We start from the raw sequence: 25599 nt of genomic DNA on the forward strand, positions 1-25599 counted from the left end.
GAGCTTGCCTCGCGATCTTTTGATCTTTTAAAGATCGCGAGGCAAGCTCGCTCCTACAGTTTTGATGTACAAGCCAAATTTCAGGCAAAAAAAAGCCCAAGTAGCTGATGGAAACTTGGGGCTTAAAAATGCATAAACCGTGGTAGGTGAACGCAGGGCGATAATACCCCAGTGTTACGACAGGTAACAAGAAATTTTGCGCGATTTTTCTCCGGGCGGTACTGACCCAAATCAATAAACGCTATTCGAAGCCGAACAATGCCCGTGGCGCTTCAACCAACAGTGCATGCCTGACCTGCGTCGAGCACTCCAGCGCGTCCAACTGTTGGACCACCGAGGTATAGCCGACACGCTCTTCGTGTTGCGTATGCGGCCAGTCGCTGCCCCACACCAACCGCTCTGGACCAAAGCTTTGCTGCAACAGGCGCAACGCCGCCCTGGCGAAATCGATGTTCTGTTGCTCAGTCCCGGCCAGTCGATAAATGCCCGAGACTTTCATCCACACCTGCCCGCCCTGCCCCAGTTCAAGCATCTGGCGAAAGCCCGGCTGTTCTAGCCCCAGCCGTGCATCCGGGCGACCGAAGTGATCGATGACCACCTTGATCCCGAACGGCTTGAGTTGCCGGAGCAAACCCGGCAAGTCTTCAACCTGACGGTGCAGTTCGATGTGCCAGCCTAACGCCGCGATATTGCCTAAAAATGCTTTCCAGACCGGCTGGTTAAAATCAGGCAATGCACAGCCCATCAGGTTCAAGCGTGCGCCCACCACGCCCTGGCCAGCTAGCTCACGCATCTGCGCCCGTTCAGTGCCGGGGTCCAGCACCACGACCCCGCGCAAGTGTTGCGGCGCTTGCTTGAGCGCCGCCAGCAGGTAGCGGTTGTCAGTGCCGAGAAAACTCGGCTGCACCAGCACGCCATGGCTGAAGCCATTGGCCTGCAATTGGCTCTGGTACTGCGCCAGAGTGGCGTCGTAGCCCGGGGTATAGCGCCGTGCGGCCGCCAGACTCAGTTCGCGACTGAACACATGAGCGTGGGAATCAATGCCGCTAATCGGCGTAAAGCGGGTATCAGGCATGTCGTTCATCTATCAAAAGTAATGGGTATCAGGCACGTGCGGTGTCGTTGCTGCTACCACTGGCCGGTTGCGCCTGGATGGGCGCTTCAAGGTTGCGGCCACGGGTTTCCGGCAGGCACAGGGCGGCAATCACTGCCACGCCATAGGCAATCCCGGCGTCGATACCAATCGCCGAGCCCAAGGACATGGATTCACTCATGTGCCCGACCAAAAACGGGAACACCGCCGACAACACGCGCCCGAAGTTGTAGCAAAAGCCGACACCGGCGCCGCGCACATCCGCCGGGTACAGTTCGTTGAACAGCGCCCCGAGGCTGGCCGGAATCCCCGCCGCGAAAAAGCCCAGCGGGAAGCCGAGGAACAGCATTTGCGTATTGCTCAGGGGCAGGAATACATAGCACTGCACGGTGATCACGCAGCACAGGGCGAACAGGATGATATTTTTGCGTCGCCCGATACGGTCGATCAAAAAGCCGCTGACCACGCAGCCGCACCAGAAGGCCGCAATGATCACCGCCAGATAACCGCCCGAGTTCAACACCGACAGGTTGCGCTCGGTTTTCAGGAAGGTCGGCAACCAGGTCATGACCGCGTGGTAGCCGCCGTGGGCACCGAGGCCCAACAGCCCGCCAAACAAGGTCACGCGCAGCAGTTCAGGGCGAAAAATACCCGACAGCGATTTGAAGAAGCTTGGCGGGATGGCGTTTTCTTTTTGCAGACGCTGAAAGCTGTCGGGCTCTTGCACGTTGCGACGTACCCAGATGATCAGCAGCGACGGCAGCAGCCCGACCAGGAACATCACTCGCCAGGCCATGTCTTGCGGCACCAGCGAATAGATCAGCGTAAACACCCCGACGGCCAGGCCCCAGCCTACGGCCCAGGCACTTTGCACGGTGCCCATGACCTTGCCGCGATAGTTCGGGTTAATGGTTTCGGCCATCAGCACCGCGCCCGCAGCCCACTCGCCGCCGATACCAAAGCCTTGCAGCGCCTTGACGATCAACAGTTGGTTGAAGCCGGTGACAAAAGCCGAGAGAAAGGTGAAGAACGAAAACCACAGGATCATCCACTGCAACGTGCGCACTCGCCCGTAGCGGTCGGACAACGTGCCGCCCACCCAGCCGCCGATGGCCGAGGTCACCAGGGTCACGCCGCTGATCAGGCCGGCGTCGCCCTTGGTCAAGGCGAAAGCGGCAATCAGTGCCGGAATCGCCAGACCAAACATTTGTACTTCCAAAGCGTCGAGCGACCAGCCACCGAAGCAGGCCCAGAACGTTTTGCGTTCCCGTGAAGTGATCTGACGATACCAACTGAACATGTTTTTTATCCTTATAAGTCAAACGCAAGGCGGCCGAATGCGGACCGTGCCGCCGTCAGGCCAGTCAAAAGCAACACACAAAAAAGCCCCCGGTCCGCAGGCAGCGGGCCGAAGGCCTGGGGTTAGCGGATGTCCACGCTGTAACGGAAGTGCTCGGCATGCCCGCGCGAGCGCCGCCATTCCAGCGGCGTACCGGCGTAATCACGGGCCAGGCGCTCAATCACCACCACCGGGCTGTTGACCGGCACTTGCAGCAGGCGCGCATACACGTCATTGACCGATTCGGCGGTCAGGGTCTCTTCCGCACGGGCGACGACCTGAGCGCAGACATCTTCATAGATCGGATAGAGCAACGGCCCCTGCTGGCTCAAGTCGAGCTGCAGCAAGGGCGCAAACAGTGCATGAGGCAGCCAGATTTCTTCGGCCAGCACTGGCTGCTCATCCAGCAAACGCACGCGCATGATACGAATGACCTGCGCATCGGCGGGCAACCCCAAGGCTTGAGCCACGGCCGAAGGCGCGGCGACCGGCTCTACTGAAAGGATGCGGCTCTGCGGCACCTGGCGCTCACCGGCAGCGGTTTGAAAACGGAAAAAACGAAACAGCGACGATTGAAACTGAGGCCGACGAATAAACGTCCCGCGACCTTGCTGGCGCTCCAGAATGCCCTCGCTGACCAGCGCATCAATGGCTTTGCGCACGGTGCCGGTTGAGAGCAGGTATTGCGCCGACAGCGCGGCCTCAGTCGGGATCGCCTCCCCCGGACGCCAGCGATTTTGCGCGATCTGCTCCGCCAAATGATCACGCAAGCGTTGGTACTGCGGCAGGCGGGTATCACCGGATAGAGAATTCATTGACCTTATTCACCTTGTTATCTAGTCATATATATGAATATGGCTGGCGAGTATTTCCCCGGACGGGTTGGCTGTCAAGCACCGAATAGCGGCGGGCGCTGTCAGGCACCCGCACGTTTGAAGCAGGGCTTATTCGAACACGGGGCGGAAGAAGCTGCGCTCGTAGCTGAGGATGCAACGGTTGTCTTCGGCCAGCTTGAACGCTGCGATGCATTCGGCATCGGTCTTGGAGCGCTCACGGTAGTCTTCGTAGGCGGTCAGGCTGGGGAAGGTAAACATCGCCAGGGCGATATTGTTGGCCCCTTCAGAAGGCAGGAAATAACCGTGATGGGTGCCGCCGAATTTCTCCACCAGCGGGATCCAGATGCGCGCATACGCTTCGAATTCTGCCAGCTGGTAGGGGTCGATCACATAACGCAGGTAACACGTAACCATTTCATCGTTCCTTTGAAGGGTAGAGTCTATTCAGCACGCCCATCGTGATAACCACCGCAGGGATCATCAGCAGCACGGGGTTGAAGGGTATCGGGATAAACAGCGTGATCAGCCATGCGATAAAAAAGCCTGCGGCGACCAGACCAAAAAGCCAGGTCGGGATCCGCTTTCCGAAGCGTTCACACGCCTGATTGAAACGCTTAAACCATTGCATCTAAACAACATCCTTGTGAATCGGCCCGCAGAATACGACAAAAACTGACGCTATCTATATTGATGAATCACATAACATTGTGGGAGCGGGCTTGCTCGCGATGGCAACACCTCGGCCATGCGGGTACACCGCATCAATCCAATCGCGAGCAAGCCCGCTCCCACCCTGCCTCTATTTGTGAATGGAGACAATCGTCGCTTTGCTGCCTTCCATGCGGAAGCTGAACGCCACGTTGTCACCCACCGCCAGCCCGGCCAATTGCGCATCGGTCACGGCAAAGCCCATGGTCATGGGCGGCCATTGCAAAGCCGGGACCGGGCCGTGGGCCAGGGTCACGGTGTGCCTGGCCGGATCAATCGCCTTGATCACGCCTTCGGCACTGGCAGCCGGTGCTTGCTGCCGGGCCTGCATGCCGTCCATTGGCATGCCCGACATGTCTTCTGCATGGGCCGCAACACTGAACGCGGCAACAAGGCTGGCTACGACGACGAGAGGGAATTTCATAGGGGGTTTCCTTGAGAAGGTTGGGTTTCAACAGGTAAATGGCGACGGCGCATCACGCGGTACGCCGCCGGGATAACAAACAGGGAAAGCAGAGGCGCGGTGAGCATGCCGCCGACCATGGGCGCCGCGATGCGGCTCATGATTTCACTGCCGGTGCCGCCGCCCAGCAAGATCGGCAACAGACCGGCAATGATCACGGCCACGGTCATCGCCTTGGGCCGCACGCGTTGCACGGCGCCTTCGCGAATGGCGCCAACCAGCCCTTGCTCGTCGACCTCGCCCGCCTGCTGGCGCTCGGCCCAGGCGTTCTTCAGGTACAGCAGCATGATCACGCCGAACTCGGCAGACACCCCGGCCAGGGCGATAAACCCGACTCCGGTGGCCACTGACAAGTTGAAGCCCAGCAGGTACAGAAACCACACGCCCCCCGTCAGGGCAAAAGGCAAAGTCGCCATAATCAACAGGGCTTCATCGAAACGGCTGAAGGTCAGGTACAGCAGCACAAAGATGATCAGTAAAGTCGCGGGCACGACCAGCTTGAGCCGTGCGTTGGCCCGCTCAAGGTATTCAAACTGCCCCGAGTAATTCACGCTCATGCCCGGCTGCAAGTGCACCTGCTCGCTGATGGCCTGGCGCAAATCCCTCACCACCGATGCCAAATCGCGGTCGCGTACGTCGATATACACCCAGCCCGAAGGCCGCGCGTTTTCACTTTTGAGCATCGGCGGGCCCTCGCTGATGCGCACAGTGGCCACGGTGCCGAGGGTGATCTGGCTGCCCTGCGGGGTGTAGATCGGCAACTGTTGCAGCGCACTCAGCGAGTCCCGCCAGGCACGCGGGTAACGCACATTGATGGGGAAGCGCGCCCGCCCTTCGATGGTTTCACCAACGTTTTCACCGCCAATGGCCCCGGCCACAATCGCCTGTACATCGGCAATGTTGAGCCCGTAACGGGCCGCTGCCCCACGGTCGATATCGACGTCAATGTAACGCCCGCCCGTGAGCCGTTCAGCCAGCACCGAGCTGACTCCCGGCAAGCCCTTGGCCACGCGTTCTATGGCTTGAGCAACGCTGTCGATTGCGGCCAGATCACCGCCGTTGACCTTGACCCCGATGGGGCTCTTGATCCCGGTGGCGAGCATGTCGAGGCGGTTGCGGATCGGCGGCACCCACAGGTTGGTCAGCCCCGGCACCCGCACCACACGGTCCAGTTCCTCCACCAGCTTTTTCGGGGTCATACCGGGACGCCATTGTTCGCGGGGCTTGAACGCGATGGTGGTTTCAAACATCTCCAACGGCGCCGGGTCGGTGGCGCTTTCGGCGCGACCGGCCTTGCCCGACACGTGGGCAACTTCCGGCACGGTCTTGATCAACCGGTCGGTGAGTTGCAGAAGTTGCGCGGCCTTTTGCGCCGACAACCCTGGCAGCGCTGACGGCATGTACAGCAAATCCCCTTCATCCAGTGGCGGCAGAAATTCCCCGCCCAGCCGCGACATCGGCCACAAGGCGCTGACGAACACCAGCAAGGCAACCGCCAGAGTGGTTTTCGGACGGCGCAATACCGCGTCCAGCGCCGGTTGATACAGCCGGATCAAACCACGGTTGAGCGGATTCTTTTTTTCGTCGGGGATGGGCCCGCGAATCCAGTAGCCCATCAGCACCGGCACCAAGGTCACCGACAACCCGGCAGCCGCGGCCATCGACCAGGTTTTGGTGAACGCCAGCGGGCCGAACAACCGCCCTTCCTGCGCCTCCAGGGTGAACACCGGGATAAACGACAAGGTGATGATCAGCAGGCAAAAGAACAACGCCGGCCCGACTTCCGTGGCGGCCTGGGTGATCACCTGCCAGTGCCGGGCACCCTTCAGTTCTTCACCGGGATGCGCGTGGTGCCAGGCTTCGATTTTTTTATGGGCGTTCTCGATCATCACCACCGCCGCATCGACCATGGCGCCGATGGCAATCGCGATACCGCCCAGCGACATGATGTTGGCGTTGATGCCCTGGTAGCGCATCACAATAAAGGCCATCAACACACCCACCGGCAGCGAGATGATCGCCACCAGCGATGAGCGCAGGTGCCACAGGAAGACCCCGCACACCAGCGCCACCACCAGGAACTCCTCCAGCAGCTTGTGGCTGAGGTTGTCCACCGCCCGATCAATCAACTGACTGCGGTCGTAGGTGGTGACGATCTCTACACCCGCGGGCAGGCTGGCTTTCAGCTCATCGAGCTTTTGCTTGACGGCAGCAATGGTCTCGCGAGCGTTTTTGCCGCTGCGCAGAATCACCACGCCGCCCACGGCCTCGCCTTGACCGTCGAGTTCTGAAATGCCCCGGCGCAATTCTGGTCCCAGCTGAATGTTTGCTACGTCCCCCAGCGTGACTGGTACCGCACCGACGCCAAGCTTGAGCGGGATTGCCCTGAAGTCCTCCAGGGTCTTGAGGTAGCCCGACGCCCGCACCATAAATTCGCTTTCAGCCATGGTCAGCACAGCGCCGCCGGTTTCCTGATTGGCCTTGCCGATGGCCTCAGTGACTTCAGCCTGAGTAATGCCCAACGCGGCCATTTTCAGGGGATCGAGTTGCACCTGATACTGCTTGACCATCCCGCCCACAGTCGCCACTTCCGCCACATTGGGCAGGGTTTTGAGTTCGAACTTGAGAAACCAGTCCTGCAGGGCGCGCAATTGTGCGAGGTCATGCTTGCCACTGCGGTCCACCAGCGAGTACTGATAAATCCAGCCCACCCCCGTGGCATCCGGGCCCAGCGCCGGTTTGGCGCTGGCGGGCAAGCGGCCTTGAATCTGGCTCAGGTACTCCAGCACCCGCGAGCGCGCCCAATACAGGTCGGTGCCGTCTTCAAACAACACATAGACAAAGCTGTCGCCAAAAAATGAATAGCCACGCACGGCCTTGGCGCCAGGCACCGAGAGCATGGTGGTGGTCAACGGGTAAGTGACCTGGTTTTCTACAATCTGCGGGGCTTGCCCAGGGTAAGGCGTGCGGATAATCACCTGCACATCGGACAAGTCCGGCAGGGCATCAATCGGCGTATTTTGCACCGACCAGATACCCCACGCCGTCACAAACAACGTCGCCAGCAACACCAGCATCCGGTTGCCGACAGACCAGCGAATCAGCGCGGCAATCATGGCTGGCTCCCGGTTGGCAGGTTTGGCGCCAGCGGCGTGACATCCAGCCCCTTGAGGCTGGCCTCGGAGTCAAGCAGGAACTGGCCTGAACTCACCACCTGCTGGCCTTCTTGCAGCCCTTGCAGGATCGCGGTCTGGCCGTCATTTTCAGGCCCGGTACGCACCTCAACCGGGCGGTAATGCCCGCCCTCCTCAGCCAGCATGACCAAGGCTTGATGGCCGGTACGAATCACTGCCTCGCTGGGCACCCACAGCACATGCTGATCGATGCTTTGCTGAAGGCTGACCTGCGCGGTCAACCCCGGTCGCAGCCGTGCATCAGGGTTGGCCAGCTCGACCCGCACCTGCAACGTGCGGCTGTCGGCGTTGGTTTGCGGCAGGATTGTGCTGACCGTGCCCTTGAACACTTCCCCGGCAAAGGCCGGTAAACGAGCCTCGACGGTTTGCCCCGGCGCAACGGCTGCGGCTTGCGCCTCGGGCACCGCCACGGTCAGCCAGACGCTGCCCAGTCCATTGACCTGGGCCAAGGTTTCACCTAGCGCCAAGGTCATGCCCTGACGCACGTTCAGGGTTTGCAGCACACCGCCCACCGGGCTGGTAACGGTCAACACCGGCTGCACCTTGCCACTGCGCTCGACCTGCGCAATCAATGCCGACGGCATCCCCGTAAGGCGCAGACGCTGACGCGCCGCCGCCAGCAGCGCGGAATCACCCACGCGCTTGAGCGCCAGAAACTCTTCCTGCGCCGCCGCCCATTCCGGCACCAGAACATCCGCCAGCGCAGCGTCGGATTTGAGCACATCACCGGGCGCAAGATTGTAAACGCGCTCGACAAAGCCCGGCGTGCGCGCCTGAATCACGGCCACATCACGCACATTGAACCCCAGCACCCCGGACGCCATGATACGGGTCGCCAACATGCCGCGACTGACCGTGGCCAGGCGCACACCGAGATTTTCGGTCTGCCCCGGATCAACCCGCAGCGTTTGCGCGTCGGCTTTATCGTCGGCGTACTGCGCCACCAATTGCATGTCCATAAAAGGCGACTTGCCCGGTTTATCGAACTTTTGCTGCGGGAACATCGGGTCATACCAGTACAGCGCCTTGGGCGCGCTGGCTGCCATTGACGGCGCCATGCCGGTGTCACGGGGTTGCCCCGCCCACCAGCCTGCTGCCACGCCCAACGCCAGCGCAGCGACTACCAGCCCGGTTACTTTGGTTTTATTAAATGTCATGTGCGCCTTCCCCATAAGCGAAATACAGACGGGCATTGACCGCTGCGCGCTGCTCTTCAACGTCCACCTGTTTGAGGCGGGCCTGGATCAACTCGCGACGTGCCGTGACCAGCGCATTCAGATCACCTTTGCCTGCGCGGTAACTGGCCATGCTCAACGCGACTTTCTCTTGGGCCAGCGGAATCAGGCTGTCCTGACCGCGTTGCACGGCGCGATTGAGGCGCTGAAAATCGGCCAGATCATCGTCCAGTTGCCGGGTGTGCTCGCGGGTCATGTCTTCGCGCTCGGCATCCAACTGGTCGAGGTCGGCTTGTCGGGCGGCAATCACCGGGTTTTGCCGGCGACCGGGAAATATCGGTAAATCCCAGGAAAACTGCACGCTCACCATGTCACCGAATTGCTGCCCACGGTGCTGGTAGTCGAGTTCCCAACTCCAGTCTGAATGCTTCTGGGCCTCGGCCTCATGAAGTTTGGCTTGCGCCTCGCGGGTCATGGGTTCAAAGGCGGCGAGCTGCGGATGGTGCTGCACGTTATGGGTGTACATCCCGCCTTCGACCGGCCATTCGGGCAAGCGCCCCAGCGGCGTATCGCTGCCCGCCGGGCCAATCCAGCGCTTGAGTGCGGCATGGGCCTGGGCACGCTGTTGCTGCAACTCATCCTGCTGCTCAGCCAACAATGCAGCTTCCTGTTTGGGGGTGACGGCATCAGAGGGTTGCGCGCGGCCGCCCGCAATCGCCGCACGCACGGCATCGCCAAACAGGCGGTTTTCAGCGTAGAAATCCTTAAACAGCGCGTCTTTGCGCTCAACTGAATAACTGTTGATCCACGCCAGCGCGGTGGCCTGACGCACATTCAGCCGCGCCACCCGGCGCTGGGCAATGGCGGTGTCCACGGCGGCATCGGCCACTTCAATGCGCGCCTTGCGCTTCTCGCTATTGGGCATGTCCTGACGGATGCCGACCATTTGCATGGTCATGAAATCGCGGTCCAGGCTGCCGCGATCGGGGCCGCCCACCGGGAAGTTCTGCACCCCCAGTACCAGTTTCGGGTCGGGTAATTCGCCCGCCGGGATCGCGGCACTGCTGGCCGCTTGCACGCTGGCGTTTTGGGCCGCCAGCGCAGGCGCCGTATTGTCGGCCAGGCGCAGCGCTTCATCGAGGGTCAGACCACCCGCGAAACTCGGCCACGCCAGCACACTTGCCACCAGGCCGACGCATACGCGCAAGCCCGTGCCAAAGCACATGGGTTTCATGTTTTAGATTCCTGTGAAGATCCCGTGCACGCCGCAAACACAGCGCACAACTGTGCCTCGCGCTAATGCGCAAGACGGTTCAAAGAGGGACAGGAATCAAACCCGTGGCGGGCGCCACACCCCGGACGGGGCGGAGGTGGGTACGGCATCGCTGAACAGCGCCAGCGTGAGCGGATTGGGCAAGGAAAGTGCGGGCTTGATGACCGAAATTTGCAACATCGTCCCGGTTTTGCATTCCTGCCCGGGTTTGCACGACTTGCCATGTTCGGATGGCGCCTTGCTGTCGTCGCAGCAGTCCATGCCCATGTCGTTCATCATTTTCATGCCCAGCACTTGCATGGGGCACGGGTCTGCCGGTGCCTGCACACCCGCCATCCCACTCAAGGGAAGCGCGAGGCTCAGGACAAAAACAAGGCAAAGCCGCAGATAACGTTTCATGGGGCGCGAGTTTAATCGTTAAAAATGACGGTTACAATTAGCCGACTCTCGCTATCAGAGCGTGCTGGAATTAAGCGCAGATTATGTTCAGCGTTTTATTCGGTAGGCGCGAGCCGCTTAATAATTACGGATAAATATCGATTAACGAAAACGGTTTCGCTAAGCTGCACACAGTCCACATCCACCCTTAACCTTCGGCGGTGAGCGCATGATCGAAGTTACTGAAGTTTCCATTGCCCAACTGCGTGAAGCGCTCGATTCGGGTCAGACCACCGCGGTTGAGCTGGTCAAGTCGTACCTTGCACGCATCGAGGCCTATGACGGCCCGCAAACGCCGACCGCGCTGAACGCGCTGGTGGTGCGCAACCCCGAAGCCCTTAAAGAAGCAGAAGCGTCGGACGCCCGTCGCGCCAAGGGTGAAACCCTCGGCCCGCTGGACGGGATCCCCTATACCGCCAAGGACAGTTACCTGGTCAAGGGCCTGACAGCCGCGTCCGGCAGCCCGGCCTTTAAAGACCTGATCGCTTATCGCGATGCGTTCACCATTGAGCGTTTGCGCGCCGCCGGGGCCATTTGCCTGGGCAAAACCAACATGCCGCCCATGGCCAACGGCGGCATGCAACGCGGCGTGTATGGCCGCGCCGAAAGCCCGTACAACGCTGACTACCTGACTGCGCCCTTCGCCTCCGGCTCGTCCAATGGTGCTGGCACGGCCACCGCTGCGAGTTTCTCGGCGTTTGGGCTGGCCGAAGAAACCTGGTCCAGCGGGCGCGGTCCGGCGTCCAACAACGGCCTGTGCGCGTACACGCCATCTCGCGGAGTGATTTCAGTGCGCGGTAACTGGCCGCTGACGCCAACCATGGACGTGGTCGTGCCCTATGCCAGGACCATGGCCGACCTGCTACAGGTGCTCGACGTGGTGGTTGCCGAAGACCCGGACACCCGTGGCGACCTGTGGCGCATGCAGCCCTGGGTGCCGCTGCCAAGTGTTGAATCCGTGCGCCCGGCGTCGTACCTGGATTTGGCCGCCAGCGCTGAATCCCTGGCCGGCAAGCGCTTTGGCGTGCCGCGCATGTACATCAATGCCGACCCGCTGGCCGGCACCGCAGAAAACCCCGGCATCGGCGGCCCGACCGGGCAGCGCATCATCACCCGTGCTTCGGTCATCAACCTGTGGCAAGCCGCGCGCCAGGCCCTTGAGGCCAAGGGCGCCGAAGTGATCGAGGTCGACTTCCCGCTGGTGTCCAATTGCGAAGGCGACCGTCCGGGCGCGCCAACCGTGTTCACCCGCGGGCTGGTGTCCAAGGAGTTCATGCACGACGAATTGTGGGAGCTGTCAGCCTGGGCCTTCGATGACTTCCTGCGTGCCAACGGCGACCCGAAACTCAACCGCTTGGCCGACGTGGATGGCCCGCAGATTTTCCCGCACGATCCGGGCACTCTGCCCAACCGCGAAGATGAACTGGCTGCGGGCATGGATGAGTACGTGCGCATGGCCCAGCGCGGGATCACCCCGTGGGACCAGATCGCGAGTTTGCCGGACGGCCTGCGCGGTCTGGAACAGACCCGCAAAATCGACCTTGAACAATGGATGGATGACCTGGGCCTGGATGCCGTGCTGTTCCCGACTGTCGCCGATGTAGGCCCGGCCGACGCCGATGTCAATCCGGCATCGGCCGACATTGCCTGGAGCAACGGCGTGTGGGTCGCCAATGGCAACCTGGCGATCCGTCATTTGGGTGTGCCGACCGTCACCGTACCGATGGGTGTGATGGCAGACATCGGCATGCCGGTGGGCCTGACCTTTGCCGGGCGCGCTTACGACGATTCGGCGTTGCTGAGCATTGCCTCGGCGTTTGAAGCGCTGGGCAGCAAACGCCAGATCCCGCCCCGCACCCCGCCGCTGAATACCGCCCTGTGGGCATGAGTTTGCTCGCGATCTGTTGTCAAAGATCGCGAGCACGATCATTACAGATTGCTAATACTTCAGTGGTTATAAGCCCGCTCGTTATGCTCGGCCAGATCCAGCCCCAGCTCTTCCACGGCATCATCGGCACGTAAACCCATCACGCGGTCGATGATTTTCAGAATTACCCAACTGGCGGCAAAGCAATACACCGTGGTCAGCAGTACGCCCTTGATCTGCGCCATCACTTGCGCGCCCATGCTCACGCCGTCCACCAGACCACCCAACGACGGCACACAGAACACCCCGGTCAGCACCGCACCGATCATCCCGCCAATGCCATGCAGGCCGAATACGTCCAGGCTGTCGTCATAACCGATACGGCGCTTGAGCACGGTGACGCTCAGGTAGCAGAACACCCCGCACAACAAGCCGATGGCCAGCGCACCGCCGACGCCGACATAAGCACACGCCGGGGTAATACCCACCAGCCCGGCCAGTGCACCGCAGGCCAAGCCTTGAGCACTGGGTTTGCCGACCTTGAACCACTCGGTAAACATCCAGCCCAGAATGCCTGCGCATGCGCCCAACTGGGTGTTGAGCATCACCATGCCGGACAACCCGCTCAAGCCGCCGCCCGAACCGATATTGAATCCAAACCAGCCGACCCACAGCATCGCCGCACCGGCCATGGTCAGGCTCAGGTTATGCGCGGGCATCGGGGTGTTCTGGTAGCCCTTGCGTTTGCCCAGAATCAGGCAGGCGGCCAAGGCGACTACCCCGGCATTGATGTGCACCGCCGTACCACCGGCATAATCCAGCACGCCCCAGTTATGCATCAATGCACCGGGCCCGCCCCAGACCATGTGCGCCACCGGGGCATACACCAGGGTGAACCACACCGCCATGAACAGCAGCGCCGCCGAGAACTTCATGCGCTCGGCAAAGGCACCGGCGATCAGCGCCGGGGTGATGATGGCGAAGGTCATCTGGAAGGTCACGTACACCCCTTCCGGGATGTCGCCCACCAGGCTGTCGGCGTTAATGCCTTTCAAAAAGGCTTGCCCCAGGCCGCCGACAAAACTGTTGAAGGTCACCTGCCCCTCCACCATGCCCGCGGTATCCACCACCATGCTGTAGCCATAGATCACCCACAGCACGCCCACCACCCCGGCAATCCCGAAGCATTGGGTAAACAGTGAAAGCATGTTCTTGGCCCGCACCAGACCGCCATAAAACAGCGCCAGGCCGGGCAGGCACATAAACAACACGAGAGCGGCAGCGGTGATCATCCAGGCGGTGCTGCCGGTGTTCAAGACGGGGGCATCGGCGGCCTGAGCCAGCGGTGCCAACAGCATGGCTGTACACACCATCAGTAGTGATTTGCCGAGAGGGCGATTGACCATGTTCAAAGCTCCTGCAAAAGAACGTTCGAAATTGTAGGAGCGAGCTTGTCTCGCGATCATTTAAAAGATCAAAAGATCGCGAGACAAGCTCGCTCCTACGAGGTGGGGTCTATCAGTAGCCGGAGCCCGGTACCCAACTGGTGCCCGCCAACGGCACGCGGGCCATGGCGGCCGACTCCACGGTCAGGGCGACCAGGTCTTCGGGGTCAAGGTTGTGCAGGTGCGATTTGCCACAGGCCCGGGCCATGGTCTGGGCTTCCAGCACCATCACGCGCAGGTAGTTGGCCAAACGCCGACCGCCTTCGACCGGGTCCAGACGCTTGGACAGTTCCGGGTCTTGAGTGGTGATCCCGGCGGGGTCGCGGCCGTTCTGCCAGTCGTCGTAGTAACCCGCTGCCGAACCGATTTTCTTCAGCTCAGCGTCCAGCCGCGGATGGTTGTCACCCAGAGCGATCAAGGCTGCCGTGCCAATGGCCACGGCGTCTGCCCCCAGAGCCATGGCTTTAGCCACGTCGGCGCCATTGCGGATGCCGCCCGAGACAATCAACTGCACTTTGCGGTGCATGCCCATCTCTTGCAGGGCCTGAACCGCTTGCGGGATGGCCGACAAAATCGGGATGCCGACGTGTTCGATAAACACTTCCTGAGTGGCCGCCGTGCCGCCTTGCATGCCGTCAAGCACGATCACGTCGGCCCCGGCTTTGACTGCCAGTTTGACGTCGTAGTACGGACGGCTGGCGCCGATTTTTACGTAGATGGGTTTTTCCCAGTCGGTGATTTCCCGCAGTTCGGCAATTTTGATCGCCAGGTCGTCCGGGCCGGTCCAGTCCGGGTGACGGCAGGCGCTGCGTTGATCGACGCCAATCGGCAAGGTGCGCATCCCGGCCACCCGCTCAGTGACTTTCATCCCCAGCAGCATGCCGCCACCGCCCGGTTTGGCGCCCTGCCCGAGGACAATTTCAATCGCGTCGGCCTTGCGCAAATCGTCCGGGTTCATGCCGTAGCGAGACGGCAAATACTGATACACCAGATGCTGCGACTGGCCACGCTCTTCCGGGGTCATGCCGCCGTCGCCGGTGGTGGTACTGGTCCCGGCGATGGTCGCGCCTCGGCCCAGGGCTTCCTTGGCATTGGCGGATAAAGCACCGAAACTCATCCCGGCGATGGTAACCGGAATTTTCAGGTGAATCGGCTTCTTCGCGAAGCGGTTGCCGAGGATCACATCGGTGCCGCACTTCTCGCGATAGCCTTCCAGCGGGTAGCGCGAGACGCTGGCGCCGAGCAGCAACAAGTCATCAAAATGCGGCAGTTTGCGTTTGGTGCCACCGCCACGAATATCGTAGATACCGGTTTCGGCCGCGCGCTGGATCTCCTGAATGGTCAGGCGATCGAAGGTGGCCGATTCGCGCAGTACCGGCGTGGTGGGCGTTGGGTTAGTGGAATCGCTCATGGGGTTCTCCTCGCGCGGATCAGTACGCGGACGCGTTATCGACTTTGAAGTTGTACAGCTGACGGGCCGAGCCATAGCGCTTGAACTCGGCGGCTTTGTGCGCAAAACCGGCTACATCCAGCAGCCCTTGCAGCTCTTGCAGATGCTCGGCGCGCATCTCTTTTTCAACACAGTCCGACCCCAGCGACTCGACGCTGCCGCGCACATAGATGTGGGTTTCGTACAGCGAGTCGCCCAGCGCATCACCGGCATTGCCGCACACCACCAGACGCCCGGCCTGGCCCATAAAACAGCTCATGTGGCCAATGCTGCCGCCGACCACAATGTCGATGCCTTTCATGGAGATCCCGCAGCGCGCCCCGGCATCGCCTTCAATCACCAGCAAGCCGCCATGGGCAGTGGCCCCGGCCGCCTGCGACGCGCTGCCTTTGACCCGCACCACGCCCGACATCATGTTTTCGGCGCAGCCCACGCCGACGTTGCCGTGCACCGTGATCGTCGCCTGCTGGTTCATGCCCGCGCAGTAGTAACCGGCGTGGCCTTCAATATCGATGGACACGGCCTGATTCACGCCCACCGCGAGGTTGTGCTTGCCGTTGGAGTGCGTCACCCGCCATTCGGCGTCGATAACGTTATGAACCTGGTCGTGCAGCGCCTGATTGAGTTCGCGCACGCTGGCAGTGGAAAGATCGATGGTTTTCATGTGTGCGCTCCTTAAGCTGACTCGCGTTCCCAGATGTACAACGTGGCCGGTGCCGGTTCCCAGATCCGTGCGTGTTCAATGCCCGGCAGGCTCGACAGCGCCTGATACTCAGAAGCCATGGCCACGTAATCGTCGGTTTCGGCCAAAATCGCCGGCTTGCAGGCAATCGGATCGCGGATCACCGCAAAACCGTTACGGGTGCCGATGGCGAAGGTGTAGAAACCGTCGAGGTCTTCCAGCGCGTGGTCCAGCGCATCTTTCAGCGAGTCGCCCTGTTGCAGGCGCCAGGTCAGATAACCGGCCGCGACTTCAGTGTCGTTATCGGTTTCGAAATGAATCCCTTCGCGCTTGAGCTCCTGACGCAGGCGGAAGTGATTGGACAGCGAGCCGTTGTGCACCAGGCACAAGTCGGCGCCGGTCGAAAACGGGTGGCTGCCTTCCATGGTCACCGCACTTTCAGTGGCCATGCGGGTGTGGCCGATGATGTGGCTGCCCTGCATGCCGGCCAGGCCGAAGCGCCGGGAAATGTCCTCAGGCAGGCCCATGCCCTTAAGGATCTCGATGCTCTGCCCGGCGCTCATGATGCGCACCGTCGGCGCCAGCTCAGCCAGTGCGGCACGCACTGATGCCTCATCGGCATTGACCTTGAGCACCGCAGCGCTGGCGTTCTGGAACCAGTCCAGCGAGCAGCCCAGGCGCCCTTCCAGCGCGCCCATCAAATTGTTCCAGTCAAAGCTTTCAGTGGTTGCCTGCAACGTCAATTTGACCCAGCCTGCCGCCACTTCGTCGCCGTAGATAGCAAAGCCGGCACTGTCCGGACCGCGATCCGTCATGGCCTGCAACATGGGTTCAAACAACGTGCCGAGCCGGGCTTCCAGCTGCGGGTTTTTCAGATACAGACCTACGATTCCACACATAAGAGCAGTCCTCAGGTTGTTCGGGAGCGGCTGTGCCGCCAGACATAATCAGAAGAATTCGGTGTAACGCTTGATTTCCCAGTCGGAGACGTGGCGGCTGTACTCCACCCACTCCATGCGTTTGAGCTTGATAAACTCGCCAACGATTTGCGGGCCGAGCACCTCGGCAAACAGCGGGTCGGCTTGCAACGCGTCACAGGCTTCCTTGAGCGATTGCGGCAAGGTTTTGATGCCACGGGCGGCAATTTCTTCGAGGCTCAGGCTGTAGAGGTTTTCGTTGCAGACATGGTCGATTTCCAGTTGGCGATCGATGCCGTCGAGCCCGGCCGCGATGATCGCTGCGCTGACCAGATACGGGTTGCACCCGGCATCTGGCAGGCGAAATTCCAGACGCCCGTAAGGCACGCGGACCATGGCTGAACGGTTGTTGGCACCGAAGGCGATAAAGGCCGGTGCCCAGGTGGCGCCGGACAAGGACTGCCCCACCACCAGGCGCTTGTACGAGTTGACAGTCGGCGCAGCGAAGGCACACAGGGCCGGGCCGTGGGCGAGCAGACCGGCAGCAAAGTGATAAGCCATTTTCGACAGGCCCATGCCGCTGGGATCACTGGCGTCACGGAACAGGTTTTTGTTCTCGGCGCTGCTGATCGACAGGTGAAAGTGCATGCCGTTGCCCGCCCGTTTGGGGTCTGGCTTGGGCATGAATGAGCAAATCATGCCCAGGTCATTGGCGATCTCACCGGCCGCCATGCGAAAAAACGTGAAGCGGTCGGCGGAGGTCAGTGCATCGCTGTAGGTGTAATTGATCTCGAATTGGCCGTTGGCGTCTTCGTGGTCAATTTGGTAGACCTCAAAGTCCACTGCTTGCAGGGCTTCGGTGAGTTTTTCCAGAAACTCTCTTGAGCGCGACAGGCCTTTGTAGTCGTAGCAAGGCTTGTCGAGGTTGTCGCTGGGGTCGACCAGTTGCAGCGTGCCCTGTTCGTCACGGCGCATCAGGTTGAACTCAGGCTCCAGCCCGGTATTGAGGGTCCAGCCCTTGTCCGCCAGGCGCTGAACCTGTTGCTGCAACACATAACGGCTGTCGTAAGGGTGCGGCTTGCCATCCACATGCCCCACGCACACCACTCGCCCGTAACCTGGCTGCCAGGGCACCGGGGTCAGGGTCGACAAATCGCCACGGGCCATAAAATCCGCGCCGTGGGGCTCCATGCCCATGCCACAAATGGCAAAACCGGCGAACCCGGCGCCCTCTTCGGCGACGGTCTTGAGGCCACAAATCGGCACCGACTTGGTTTTCGCCGCACCGTGAATATCGACAAACTGCGCAAGCACGTACTTGATCCCGTGCTTATCGATGATGCGCTGGGTTTCTGCTGGCAGCATTACTCGTCACTCCTGGCGAAAGGCAAAACAGTGAGGGTTGGCCTTAACCGTCTTTTTATTCCTAAAAAGAAAGTTAGTTTCCCAATAGGAATGCAAAGCCCTTGCCAGAGTTGTCAGCGCTGCGTCAAAACGCCTCCAGGTACGTTTTCGTGCTGTCTATATGGGAAAAATCTTTTCCCAGTGGGAATATGGCCAATGATCCGCTAGCCTGTAGTCAGCTTTTTGCACTTTCTCAGTGCGAAACTATTATTACTGAACGGAAAGTGTGCAGGACTGAATGACGATGCCAACCGAACCCGCTCCACGGCTCAAGCTTGAGCAATACTTGGGCATGCAGATAAAGCGCCAACGTCAGGCTCAGGATTTGAAGTTGTCCGACGTGGCCAAAATTGCCGATATCAGCCAGGGCATGTTGAGCAAAATCGAAAACGCCCAGGTCTCTACCAGCCTCGATACCTTGAGCCGCCTGTGCGACGTGCTCGGCTTGCCGATGTCCAAGCTGTTCAGTGAATACGATCAGCAGGACGGCAGCGCGCTGCTGGTCAAGGCCGACCAGGGCATGGAAGTGGTGCGCCGGGGCACCGAGAAAGGCCATACCTATCACTTGCTCAACCACACACGCGGCCCGAAAAAGAGTTTTGAGGCGTACATGGTGAGCATGGACGACGCCAGCGAAGAGTTCCCGACCTTCGCCCATCCGGGCACCGAGTTTTTACATTTGCTGGAAGGCGAATTGATTTATCGCCACGGCAACCAGTTGTACCGCATGCAGGCGGGCGATAGCCTGACCTTCGAAGGCGACATTCCCCACGGGCCAGAACAACTGGTGCAAGTCCCGATTCGTTTGTTGTCGATCATGAACTACGGCAACGACAAGGAATAAGCTCTTTCTCCTCGCGATCTTTTTTGAAGATCAAAAGATCGCGAGGCTAGCTCGCTCCTACAGAAGCGTATCTTTTCCCCGCATAAAATTCCTGTCAGTTAAAAAACTTTCTTAAAACCTCTGGACGTGGCGCGGGCATTCCCCTATAAAGCCAACATTCAGGAATATTTTATTCCCCCTAAGAAAGTACGTTCCACCTCGAGAACGGCTGTGCTGATGTCTTTTTTCGCCCTGCGATGAGCTGCCACTACCTTCCCGAGGATGTGTCATGCAACACGAAAAAAACCATTTCATCATCAAGGTCACGTGTCCGGCGGTGTCTGGCATCGTTGCTGCCGTGACCACGTTTCTGGCGGACAACGGTTGCTACATCGGGGAGATGGCGCAATTTGACGATGAGTTCAGCGGGCGCTTTTTCATGCGGGCCGTGTTTCGCTTCAACGATGAGCAGGCCGCTGACCTTCAGCAGATCAAAGACGGGTTCAGTGACGTTGCCGCCGCCTTCGACATGACCTGGGAACTCCACGACACCCGCCAGCCAATGCGTGTGTTGCTGATGGTGAGCAAGTACGACCATTGCCTGGGTGACTTGCTGTACCGCTACCACAAGGGCGAGGTCGACATGACCATCACCGCCATTGTTTCCAACCACCTCGACCTGCGGCCTATGGCTGAGCGCGAGGGTATCCGCTTCATTTACCTGCCCGTCAACAAAGACACCAAGGCCCGGCAAGAAGCCGAACTGATGAAAATCGTCGACGACACCGGCACCGAGCTGGTGGTGTTGGCGCGTTACATGCAGATCCTCTCCGACGACCTGTGCCAACAGCTGTCAGGCAGGGCGATCAATATCCACCATTCGTTCCTGCCCGGATTCAAGGGCGCCAAGCCGTATCACCAGGCCTGGCAACGCGGAGTAAAGCTGATCGGTGCCACTGCGCATTACGTGACCAGCGACCTGGACGAGGGGCCGATCATTGAGCAGCAAGTGCAACGGGTCGATCACGCCCATTTGCCGGAAGATCTGGTGGCAATCGGGCGCGACACCGAAACCGTGGCGCTGTCCAGGGCGGTCAAGTACCACCTTGAACATCGGGTGTTTCTCAACCAGGACAGAACGGTGATTTTCCGGTGAATACGCCCCTTTTGATTGACGGTAAAGCCGCCGCCACACGCGTGTTGCAGCAAGTGCGCGAAGACGTGGCCAGCCTCTACGAGCAGGCCATTGAGCCCACCCTGGCGGTGATTCTGGTGGGCAACGACCCGGCCAGTCAGGTGTATGTGCGCAACAAGGTCCTGCGCGCCGAAGAGGTCGGTATTCGTTCGCTGGAACATCGCCTGCCGAGCGATACAGAGACTGAACACTTGCTGCAGTTGATCGCCAGCTTGAATGCCGACCGTTCGGTTCACGGTGTGTTGCTGCAACTGCCCTTGCCCGCGCATATCGACGAACTACGCGCCCTGCAGGCCATCAGCCCGGACAAGGACGTCGACGGTTTCCACAGTGACAACGTCGGCGGACTGAGCCAGGGCCGCGCGGTGCTGGCGCCCTGTACACCCAGCGGCTGCCTGTATTTGCTCAAGCAGGCTTGCGGTGATTTGCGCGGCAAGCACGCGGTGGTGATTGGCCGCTCGAACATCGTCGGTAAACCCATGGCCGCCCTGCTGCTGCAAGCCGACTGTTCGGTGACCGTGCTCCACTCACGCAGCCAGGACCCGCAAGCGCTGTGCCGCCAGGCCGACATTGTGATCGCCGCCGTGGGCCGCCCGCGCCTGATTGACGCCGGATGGCTCAAGCCCGGCGCCGTGGTGATTGATGTCGGCATCAACCGCATCGATGACAACGGACGCAGCCGCCTAGTCGGCGATGTGGATTTTGACAGCGCACTGACCCGCGTCGCGGCCATCACCCCGGTGCCCGGCGGTGTCGGCCCGATGACCATCGCTTTTCTGATGAAAAACACCGTGACCGCTGCCCTTAACCAATCTCAGGCGCAACGCAGCCTGTCGGAGGCCGTATGCCCTTTAATCTCTTGAAATACGGGCTGAGTTCGGAGTACCCGGTAGAGGTCGACTTACCGCCGCCCAAGGCGCTCAAACCCAGCTATGACGTGGTCATCATCGGCGCGGGCGGGCATGGCCTGGCCACCGCTTATTACCTGTCCAAGTACCACGGCATCAGCAATATCGCGGTACTCGAAAAAGCCTATCTGGGCGGCGGCAATACCGCGCGCAACACGGCAGTCATTCGCTCCAACTACCTGACCAGCGAAGGCGTGAAGTTTTATGCCGAGTCAGTGCGGATGTTCCAGTCGCTGTCCAACGAATTCGATTTCAACATCATGTATTCGGAACGCGGCCAACTGACGCTGGCCCACACCGATGCCACCGTGCGTTCGTTCCGCCAGCGGGCCGAGGTCAACAAGCACTTTGGCGGGCGCAGCGAGATGATCGACCGCCAGCAGATCCGCGAACTGGTGCCCACCCTCAACCTCGATCCCGGCCACCTGCCGGTGCTCGCCGGGCTGTGGCACATCGACGGCGCCACCGCCCGCCACGATGCCGTGGCCTGGGGTTATGCCAAGCAGGCGGCCAAACGCGGGGTGGAGATTCATCAACTGACCGAGGTTCAAGACTTAGTGATCGAGAACGGCGCGATCACCGCCGTCAAAACCAACCGCGGGACGATCCGCTGCGGTTGCGCCGTACAGGCCATTGCCGGGCATAGCTCGCTGTTGATGGCCAAAGCCGGGATCCGCTCGCCGATTCAGACCTTCCCGTTGCAAGCCATGGTCACGCAACCTTTCAAGCCGTTTCTCGACCCGCTGGTGAGTTCGTCGGCACTGCACTGTTACGTGCAGCAAACCAGCCGTGGCGAAGTGGTATTCGGTGGCGGCTCCGACCCCTACCCGCTGTACAACACGCGCTCGACCCTGGACTTGAAAGAAAGCCTGCTGGCCCACGCCATCGAGATGTTCCCTTTTTTGGCCAACGCCAAACTGATGCGCCAATGGGCCGGGAGCACCGACATGACCCCCGACTACAGCCCGATCATGGGCTTGTCGCCGGTAAAAAATTACTACCTCGACGCCGGTTGGGGCACGTGGGGCTTCAAGGCCACGCCCATCTGCGGCAAGACCATGGCCGAGCTGGTTGCCAGCGGCGGCAAGGTGCCCGAGCTGATCAAACCGTTCGCCCTCGAACGTTTTTCAACCTTCCAGCAAGTCAACGAAATGGGCGCCACGGCGGCCAGCCACTGACCCGGAGCACGCAATGAAAATCATGATGTGCCCGCTCAACGGGCCGCGCAATATCAGTGAGTTCACCTACGGCGGCGAGTTCAAGGTCATGCCAGACCCGACCACCTGCAGCGATGGCGAATGGGCCGACTACGTGTTCAACAGCGAAAACCTCGCCGGGGTGGTGCGCGAATGGTGGATGCACACGCCGTCCAGCTACTGGTTTATCGCCGAGCGCCACACCGTCAGCGATGAAGTACTACGCACCTTCGACCCCAAAGAGCTGTTTACCCGCCGTGTCGAGTTCAGCACAGCCGCCAAGGAGATTGCAGGATGAGCCGCCTCCCCGCCCCGATGGGCCTGCTGATCGACCGTCATCAGCCGCTGGACTTCACCTTCGATGGCGAGCGCTACCAAGGCCTGCAAGGTGACAGCATTGCCAGTGCGCTGCTGGCCAACGGCCGGTTTCTGCTGTCGCGTTCGTTCAAATACCATCGCCCCCGTGGCCCGCTGACCATGGCCGGGCAAGACGCCAACAGCCTGGTGCAACTGCCCAAAGAACCCAATGTGCTGGCCGACATCTGCCCGCTGACGCCGGGTTTGCAGGTCAGTGCGCAAAACGTCAACGGCAGCCTGGACCATGACCGCGATGCCTGGCTCGGCAAGTTTTCCAAATTCATGCCGGTGGGGTTCTACTACCGCTCGTTCTACAAGCCCAAGGGCATGTGGAAGCTCTGGGAGCCGATGATTCGCAAAAAAGCCGGGCTGGGTGTGCTCGACCTGAACTTCACCCCCGAGTACTACGACAAGGCGTACCTGTTCACGGATCTGGCGGTGATCGGCGCCGGACCTGCCGGTTTGCAAGCCGCGTTGACGGCCGCCAATGCCGGGGCCAAGGTGCTGCTGATCGAGCAGCAAGCGGTGCTCGGTGGCTCGCTGACCTATGCCCGCTTCGACATTGAAGGCATCCAGGCCAACGCCGTGCGCCATTCGCTGCTGGCGCAAGTGGTGCAGCACGCCAATATTAAAGTGCTTACCGAGGCAACCTGTAACGCCTGGTTCACCGACAACTACTTGCCGGTGATTCAGGGCAAACGCCTGTACAAGGTGCGGGCCAGCCAATGCCTGGTGTGCAGCGGCTCGTTCGATCAGCCGGTGATCTTTCGCAACAACGATCTGCCGGGGGTGATGCTGAGCAGTGCCGCCCAACGCCTGATGAAGCTTTATGCGGTCAAGCCCGGCCAACGGGCCGTGGTACTGACCGGCAATGACGACGGGTATCTGGCCGCGCTGGATTTGCATGAGCAAGGCGTGGAGGTTGCATCGCTGATCGACCTGCGGGCCGCGCCGGGTAATCCGGCGCTGCGTGAAGCCTTGCTGCAACGCAAGATCCCGTGCCTGAACAACAGCACCGTGTACGAAGCCCTGCACGAAAAAGGCATGCGCCACGTGACCGGGGTCGAGGTGCGCACCATCCTCGCCCAAGGCCGCGTGGCCGACAGCGTCAAACGTCTGGAGTGCGATCTGTTGTGCATGTCGGCAGGCTATATGCCGGTCTATCAACTGCTGTGCCAGGCGGGCGGCAAACTGGCCTATGACGACCAGCGCGCCGAGTTCACCCTCAGCGGGCTGCCGCAAAACTTGCAGGTTGCCGGGTCCGTCAATGGCCGCCACTCACTGGACAACGTACTCGCCGACGGCACCCGTGCCGGTGCCGCTGCAGCACGGGCACTCGGCCTGAGCGCAGATGCGGCCCCTGAACGGTGGCGGGCAGAAGCGCCAGTCAACTTCAGCTGGCCGATTTTCCCGCACCCCAAGGGCAAAGACTTCGTCGACTTTGACGAAGACCTGCAAGTGGCCGACATCGTCAACGCCACACGCATCGGCTATCGCGACGTGCAACTGGTCAAACGCTACTCCACCGTGGGCATGGGCCCGTCCCAAGGCCGCCACTCGGCACTGCCCACCGCACGCCTGGTGGCGTGGGCGACACAACGCAACATCAGCGAGACCGGGGTCACCACCGCACGGCCGCCGTTTGTGGCAGAAAAACTGGCCCATGTGGCCGGTCGCGCGTTTGACCCGTATCGCCAAACACCCATGCACATCCGCCATGTGCAGGCAGGCGCAAAAATGATGCCGGCCGGTATCTGGCAACGCCCGGCCTACTATGGCGCGGCCAAAGACCGCGAAGCCTGCATGCAGGCCGAAGCCCTGCACGTGCGCAACAAGGTCGGCATCATTGACGTGTCGACCCTGGGCGGCCTCGATGTGCGTGGCCCGGATGCAGCAGAACTGTTGAACCGCATCTACACCTTTGCCTTCATCAAGCAGCCCGTGGGCCGCTCGCGCTATGCGTTGATGACCAACGAGCACGGGGTGGTGATTGATGATGGCGTGTGCGCACGCTTTGCCGAGCAGCACTTTTACGTCACCGCCACCACCAGCGGCGTAGACCGCATTTACCAGCAGATGCTGAAGTGGAACGCGCAATGGCGCCTGGACGTCGACATCACCAACGTGACCGCCGCCATTTGCGCGGTCAACGTGGCCGGGCCGGACTCACGCAAAGTCCTCGAACTGCTCTGTTCTGACCTCGATTTAAGTGCCAGTGCCTTCCCGTATCTGGGCGTGCGCCAAGGCACGGTGGCCGGGATTGCAGCGCGCTTGCTGCGGGTCGGCTTTGTCGGCGAACTGGGGTATGAGATCCACGTTCCGGCCCGTCACGGGCTGGCGCTCTGGGATGCCCTGATCAGCGCTGGCAAAGCGTTTGATATTCGCCCGTTTGGCGTTGAAACCCAGCGCTTGCTGCGCCTTGAAAAAGGCCACGTGATCATCAGCCAGGACACCGACGGCATGACCCACCCGGCAGAAATCGACATGGGCTGGGCGGTGAGTCGCAACAAACCCTTCTTCGTCGGACGGCGCTCGGTGGACATCCTCGAAGCCCAACCGCTCAAGCGCAAACTGGTGGGCTTCAGCTTGCCCAAAGACAGCGCGCAACCCCTTGAAGGGCATTTGGTGCTTAACGGCCCGGACATCAGCGGCAGCGTCACTTCCTGTGAGTACTCCGCCAGCCTGGGCAAGATCATTGGCATGGCCTACGCGGGCATCGACCAGAGCACGCCGGGGCAACGCATCCCGATCCGTGTTGAAGGGGGTGTGACCGTCCAGGCCGAGGTTGTCGCCCTGCCCTTCTTTGACCCTGAAAACCAGCGCCAGGAGCTTTGAT

General features: G+C 60.8%; 22 protein-coding genes. 7 read left to right on the forward strand and 15 right to left on the reverse strand.

The window, feature by feature from the left end:
• Positions 1–241: 241 nt before the first annotated feature.
• From AAEZ03_RS19955 to AAEZ03_RS20000, 10 genes are all read right to left on the reverse strand, one after another.
• Positions 242–1075: an amidohydrolase family protein gene (locus AAEZ03_RS19955; protein WP_123749467.1), complete on the reverse strand. Its 834-nt coding sequence runs from the start codon at positions 1073–1075 to the stop codon at positions 242–244.
• A gap of 28 nt (positions 1076–1103) precedes the next feature.
• A complete protein-coding gene (locus AAEZ03_RS19960) occupies positions 1104–2393 on the reverse strand; it encodes an MFS transporter (RefSeq protein WP_278938057.1) in 1290 nt (429 codons plus the stop codon).
• A gap of 122 nt (positions 2394–2515) precedes the next feature.
• Positions 2516–3247 carry a GntR family transcriptional regulator gene (locus AAEZ03_RS19965; protein WP_153392172.1) on the reverse strand — a complete coding sequence of 244 codons (732 nt, stop codon included), beginning with the start codon at positions 3245–3247 and terminating at the stop codon, positions 2516–2518.
• Between the two features lie 129 nt (positions 3248–3376).
• Entirely contained in the window at positions 3377–3682 is a 306-nt protein-coding gene (locus tag AAEZ03_RS19970) for an NIPSNAP family protein (RefSeq protein WP_048369143.1), read from the reverse strand.
• A gap of 1 nt (position 3683) precedes the next feature.
• Complete coding sequence (locus tag AAEZ03_RS19975; RefSeq protein ID WP_123749469.1) at positions 3684–3896, reverse strand: hypothetical protein; 213 nt, start codon at positions 3894–3896, stop codon at positions 3684–3686.
• 171 nt (positions 3897–4067) lie between these two features.
• Positions 4068–4400: a copper-binding protein gene (locus AAEZ03_RS19980; RefSeq protein ID WP_350580995.1), complete on the reverse strand. Its 333-nt coding sequence runs from the start codon at positions 4398–4400 to the stop codon at positions 4068–4070.
• The gene (locus tag AAEZ03_RS19985; RefSeq protein WP_350580998.1) at positions 4397–7555 is read right to left on the reverse strand and encodes an efflux RND transporter permease subunit; all 3159 of its coding nucleotides are present in this window, start codon (positions 7553–7555) and stop codon (positions 4397–4399) included. Before AAEZ03_RS19985 ends, AAEZ03_RS19980 begins: the two co-directional genes overlap by 4 nt.
• The gene (locus AAEZ03_RS19990) at positions 7552–8790 is read right to left on the reverse strand and encodes an efflux RND transporter periplasmic adaptor subunit (protein ID WP_350581001.1); all 1239 of its coding nucleotides are present in this window, start codon (positions 8788–8790) and stop codon (positions 7552–7554) included. The genes AAEZ03_RS19985 and AAEZ03_RS19990 overlap by 4 nt, the downstream gene beginning before the upstream one ends.
• Positions 8780–10042, reverse strand: coding sequence for a TolC family protein (locus AAEZ03_RS19995; protein ID WP_350581004.1), 1263 nt, complete (start codon positions 10040–10042; stop codon positions 8780–8782). The genes AAEZ03_RS19990 and AAEZ03_RS19995 overlap by 11 nt, the downstream gene beginning before the upstream one ends.
• A gap of 96 nt (positions 10043–10138) precedes the next feature.
• A complete protein-coding gene (locus AAEZ03_RS20000; protein WP_123749474.1) occupies positions 10139–10480 on the reverse strand; it encodes a hypothetical protein in 342 nt (113 codons plus the stop codon).
• Between the two features lie 208 nt (positions 10481–10688).
• Between AAEZ03_RS20000 and AAEZ03_RS20005 the strand changes: the two genes are divergently transcribed.
• Entirely contained in the window at positions 10689–12407 is a 1719-nt protein-coding gene (locus AAEZ03_RS20005; protein WP_350581007.1) for an amidase, read from the forward strand.
• A 59-nt stretch (positions 12408–12466) separates the two neighbouring features.
• On the opposite strand, the gene AAEZ03_RS20010 is transcribed toward AAEZ03_RS20005, so the two are convergent.
• The 5 genes from AAEZ03_RS20010 to glnT form a co-directional block, all read right to left on the reverse strand.
• Positions 12467–13792, reverse strand: coding sequence for an ammonium transporter (locus AAEZ03_RS20010; RefSeq protein WP_350581010.1), 1326 nt, complete (start codon positions 13790–13792; stop codon positions 12467–12469).
• Positions 13793–13904: 112 nt separating this feature from the next.
• A complete protein-coding gene (locus AAEZ03_RS20015) occupies positions 13905–15242 on the reverse strand; it encodes an FMN-binding glutamate synthase family protein (protein ID WP_048369151.1) in 1338 nt (445 codons plus the stop codon).
• 19 nt (positions 15243–15261) lie between these two features.
• The gene (locus AAEZ03_RS20020) at positions 15262–15945 is read right to left on the reverse strand and encodes a GltB/FmdC/FwdC-like GXGXG domain-containing protein (protein ID WP_350581014.1); all 684 of its coding nucleotides are present in this window, start codon (positions 15943–15945) and stop codon (positions 15262–15264) included.
• A gap of 11 nt (positions 15946–15956) precedes the next feature.
• On the reverse strand, positions 15957–16862 hold the full coding sequence (locus AAEZ03_RS20025) for a class II glutamine amidotransferase (protein WP_123749477.1): 906 nt from the start codon (positions 16860–16862) through the stop codon (positions 15957–15959).
• Between the two features lie 48 nt (positions 16863–16910).
• A complete protein-coding gene (gene glnT / locus AAEZ03_RS20030) occupies positions 16911–18245 on the reverse strand; it encodes a type III glutamate--ammonia ligase (RefSeq protein ID WP_350581017.1) in 1335 nt (444 codons plus the stop codon).
• Between the two features lie 277 nt (positions 18246–18522).
• On the opposite strand from glnT, the gene AAEZ03_RS20035 reads away from it, so the two are divergent.
• From AAEZ03_RS20035 to AAEZ03_RS20060, 6 genes are all read left to right on the forward strand, one after another.
• Positions 18523–19128, forward strand: coding sequence for a helix-turn-helix domain-containing protein (locus AAEZ03_RS20035; protein ID WP_088500255.1), 606 nt, complete (start codon positions 18523–18525; stop codon positions 19126–19128).
• Positions 19129–19396: 268 nt separating this feature from the next.
• A complete protein-coding gene (purU, locus tag AAEZ03_RS20040; RefSeq protein ID WP_048369156.1) occupies positions 19397–20263 on the forward strand; it encodes a formyltetrahydrofolate deformylase in 867 nt (288 codons plus the stop codon).
• A complete protein-coding gene (folD, locus tag AAEZ03_RS20045; protein WP_350581022.1) occupies positions 20260–21165 on the forward strand; it encodes a bifunctional methylenetetrahydrofolate dehydrogenase/methenyltetrahydrofolate cyclohydrolase FolD in 906 nt (301 codons plus the stop codon). The genes purU and folD overlap by 4 nt, the downstream gene beginning before the upstream one ends.
• A complete protein-coding gene (locus AAEZ03_RS20050) occupies positions 21147–22388 on the forward strand; it encodes an FAD-dependent oxidoreductase (RefSeq protein WP_048387478.1) in 1242 nt (413 codons plus the stop codon). Before folD ends, AAEZ03_RS20050 begins: the two co-directional genes overlap by 19 nt.
• A gap of 13 nt (positions 22389–22401) precedes the next feature.
• A complete protein-coding gene (locus AAEZ03_RS20055) occupies positions 22402–22704 on the forward strand; it encodes a sarcosine oxidase subunit delta (protein ID WP_048369159.1) in 303 nt (100 codons plus the stop codon).
• Positions 22701–25598 carry a 2Fe-2S iron-sulfur cluster-binding protein gene (locus tag AAEZ03_RS20060; protein WP_350581024.1) on the forward strand — a complete coding sequence of 966 codons (2898 nt, stop codon included), beginning with the start codon at positions 22701–22703 and terminating at the stop codon, positions 25596–25598. Before AAEZ03_RS20055 ends, AAEZ03_RS20060 begins: the two co-directional genes overlap by 4 nt.
• Position 25599 lies beyond the last annotated feature (1 nt).

Origin of the sequence: Pseudomonas sp. HY2-MNA-CIBAN-0224 (assembly GCF_040310285.1) — a bacterium.
GTDB classification, from domain to species: Bacteria; Pseudomonadota; Gammaproteobacteria; order Pseudomonadales; family Pseudomonadaceae; genus Aquipseudomonas; species Aquipseudomonas helleri.